This window comes from Pseudoxanthomonas koreensis (genome assembly GCF_010093225.1).
Classification (GTDB): Bacteria; Pseudomonadota; Gammaproteobacteria; order Xanthomonadales; family Xanthomonadaceae; genus Pseudoxanthomonas; species Pseudoxanthomonas koreensis.
Genome location: NZ_PDWM01000083.1, coordinates 1 through 904 on the forward strand (window position 1 = coordinate 1; position 904 = coordinate 904).

Below are 904 nucleotides of genomic sequence, written 5' to 3' on the forward strand. Positions count from 1 at the left end.
GGCGCAGATCTGACCAAGCGACAGTTTAAAGTGCTGCTTGCCATTCTGCGTAAAACCTATGGGTGGAATAAACCAATGGACAGAATCACCGATTCTCAACTTAGCGAGATTACAAAGTTACCTGTCAAACGGTGCAATGAAGCCAAGTTAGAACTCGTCAGAATGAATATTATCAAGCAGCAAGGCGGCATGTTTGGACCAAATAAAAACATCTCAGAATGGTGCATCCCTCAAAACGAGGGAAAATCCCCTAAAACGAGGGATAAAACATCCCTCAAATTGGGGGATTGCTATCCCTCAAAACAGGGGGACACAAAAGACACTATTACAAAAGAAAAAAGAAAAGATTATTCGTCAGAGAATTCTGGCGAATCCTCTGACCAGCCAGAAAACGACCTTTCTGTGGTGAAACCGGATGCTGCAATTCAGAGCGGCAGCAAGTGGGGGACAGCAGAAGACCTGACCGCCGCAGAGTGGATGTTTGACATGGTGAAGACTATCGCACCATCAGCCAGAAAACCGAATTTTGCTGGGTGGGCTAACGATATCCGCCTGATGCGTGAACGTGACGGACGTAACCACCGCGACATGTGTGTGCTGTTCCGCTGGGCATGCCAGGACAACTTCTGGTCCGGTAACGTGCTGAGCCCGGCCAAACTCCGCGATAAGAGGACCCAACTCGAAATCAACCGTAACAAGCAACAGGCAGGCGTGACAGCCAGCAAACCAAAACGCGACCTGACAAACACAGACTGGATTTACGGGGTGGATCTATGAAAAACATCGCCGCACAGATGGTTAACTTTGACCGTGAGCAGATGCGTCGGATCGCCAACAACATGCCGGAACAGTACGACGAAAAGCCGCAGGTACAGCAGGTAGCGCAGATCATCAACGGTGTGTT

General features: G+C 49.3%; 1 protein-coding gene. It reads left to right on the top strand.

Going from position 1 to position 904, the window contains the following annotated elements; genetic code table 11:
- On the top strand, positions 1-777 hold a 777-nt coding region (locus CSC64_RS13790; protein ID WP_162435905.1), incomplete at its 5' end, for a replication protein.
- Positions 778-904 lie beyond the last annotated feature (127 nt).